General features: G+C 71.1%; 3 protein-coding genes. 2 read left to right on the top strand and 1 reads right to left on the bottom strand.

What is annotated here, in order from left to right; genetic code table 11:
- A partial coding sequence (sodN, locus tag ACI379_RS17480; protein ID WP_439793420.1) for a superoxide dismutase, Ni occupies nt 1-270 on the bottom strand: 270 nt, incomplete at its 3' end.
- A gap of 52 nt (nt 271-322) precedes the next feature.
- Here sodN and ACI379_RS17475 point away from each other — a divergent pair.
- Complete coding sequence (locus tag ACI379_RS17475) at nt 323-691, top strand: S24/S26 family peptidase (protein WP_439793419.1); 369 nt, start codon at nt 323-325, stop codon at nt 689-691.
- A 77-nt stretch (nt 692-768) separates the two neighbouring features.
- On the top strand, nt 769-1,956 hold the full coding sequence (locus ACI379_RS17470; RefSeq protein WP_439793418.1) for an NAD(P)-dependent malic enzyme: 1,188 nt from the start codon (nt 769-771) through the stop codon (nt 1,954-1,956).
- Nucleotides 1,957-1,959 lie beyond the last annotated feature (3 nt).

Genomic DNA, 1,959 nt, shown 5'->3' with positions numbered 1-1,959 from the left:
GTGCAGCTGCGGGTACTTCTCGAAGTGCGGGGGCTTGAAGTAGTCGGTCCACAGCACCCACAGGTGGTGCTTGACCAGCTCGGAGCGCTGCTCCTTGATGACCAGCGCGCGGGTCCGGAAGTCCGGGTCGTCGCTGTCGGCGACCTTGGCGATCAGGGCCTTGATGGACTCGGCCTCGATCCGGGCCTGGGCGGGGTCGTAGACGCCGCACGGCAGGTCGCAGTGGGCGGAGACCTCGACGGTCGGGGCAATCAGGTGGCGAAGCATCATGATCCTCTCGCAACGGGTACGGGATTCTGCAGTGACTGCGAGACTACTCCGCGTGGATGGAGAGCGTCGCGGTGGTGCCGTTCCTCGGTCGGCGGGGGCCGCCCGGGGACCGGTGGGGCTGGCGGTCGTCACCGGACGGTCGATGCTTCCGGGGCTGCGCGCCGGCGACCGGCTGCTGGTCAGGTACGGCCTGGGCGTACGCCCCGGCGACCTCGTGGTGGCGCGCTTCGTGGACGGGACGCTCGCGGTCAAGCGGGCCGTGGAGGCCCGTCAGCTGCGTGACGGGACGCCGGGCTGGTGGCTGCTCAGCGACAACCCGGACGAGGGGGTCGACTCCCGCCACCGCGGTCCGGTGGCTGCCTCGGCGGTGCTGGCCGTCGTACGGGCGCGGGTGTGGCCGCGGCCCGGCCGGGTCCGGTGAGTTGCGTGGGTCACATCACGTCTGGGATGTGACTCTCAGCGGGGGCAACACGCCGTCCGTGTGGGAGACTGCTCCTCATGCATTCGGAGCCTGCGACGCACCATCCCCACGCTGGCGATCCCGTGTTCGACCTTCACGTCGGCGGGAAGATGGAGACGGTCTCCACGGTAGCCCTCCACGGAGCCGACGAGCTGTCCCTGGCGTACACGCCGGGCGTGGCCCGCGTCTGTGAGGCCATCGCAGAGGACCCCTCCATGACCCGCCACTACACGTGGGTCCCCAACACGGTCGCCGTCGTCACCGACGGCACGGCCGTCCTCGGCCTCGGCGACATCGGCCCGGCCGCGGCCATGCCGGTGATGGAGGGCAAGGCGGTGCTGTTCAAGCAGTTCGGCGGCGTGGACGCCGTGCCGATCTGCCTCGACACCACCGACACCGAGGAGATCATCGAGACCGTCGTCCGGCTGGCTCCCAGCTTCGGCGGCATCAACCTCGAGGACATCTCGGCCCCGCGCTGCTTCGAGATCGAGGACCGGCTCAAGGAGCGCCTCGACATCCCCGTCTTCCACGACGACCAGCACGGCACCGCCGTGGTCGCCCTGGCTGCTCTCACGAACGCGCTCAAGCTGACCGGGCGCACGCCCGCGACGACCCGCGTGGTCGTCTCCGGCGCCGGCGCTGCCGGCGTGGCCGTGGCGCGCATCCTGCTGGGCGCGGGCATCAAGGACATCGCCGTCATCGACCGCCAGGGGGTGCTCAACTCCGAGCGCACCGACCTGACGCCGGTCAAGGCGCAGCTGGCCCGCGAGACGGCCGACAACTTCGGCCGCAAGGGCAGCCTGGCCGACGCGATGGACGGCGCCGACGTCTACATCGGCGTCTCGGGCGGCTCGGTCCCCGAGGAGATCGTGGCCACCATGGCCGACGACGCGATCATCTTCGGCCTGGCCAACCCGACCCCGGAGGTCCACCCCGACCTGGCGCACAAGTACGCCCGCGTCGTGGCCACCGGTCGCTCGGACTTCCCCAACCAGATCAACAACGTCCTGTGCTTCCCCGGCATCTTCCGGGGCGCCTTCGACGTGCACGCGACCGCGATCACCGAGGGCATGAAGCTCGCGGCCGCGGAGGCGCTGGCCGGTCTGGTGGGCGACGAGCTCAGCGAGGACAACGTGATCCCCTCGCCGTTCGACCCCCGCGTCCCCGGCGCGGTCCGTACGGCCGTGGCCGAGGCCGCCCGTCGCGACGGGGTCGCCCGGATCTGATCC

The sequence above is a fragment of the Nocardioides sp. genome, assembly GCF_051876515.1.
GTDB lineage: Bacteria > Actinomycetota > Actinomycetes > Propionibacteriales > Nocardioidaceae > Nocardioides.
Note: the sequence above shows the minus strand (reverse complement) of the source record. Positions and strands in the feature narration are given on the sequence as shown.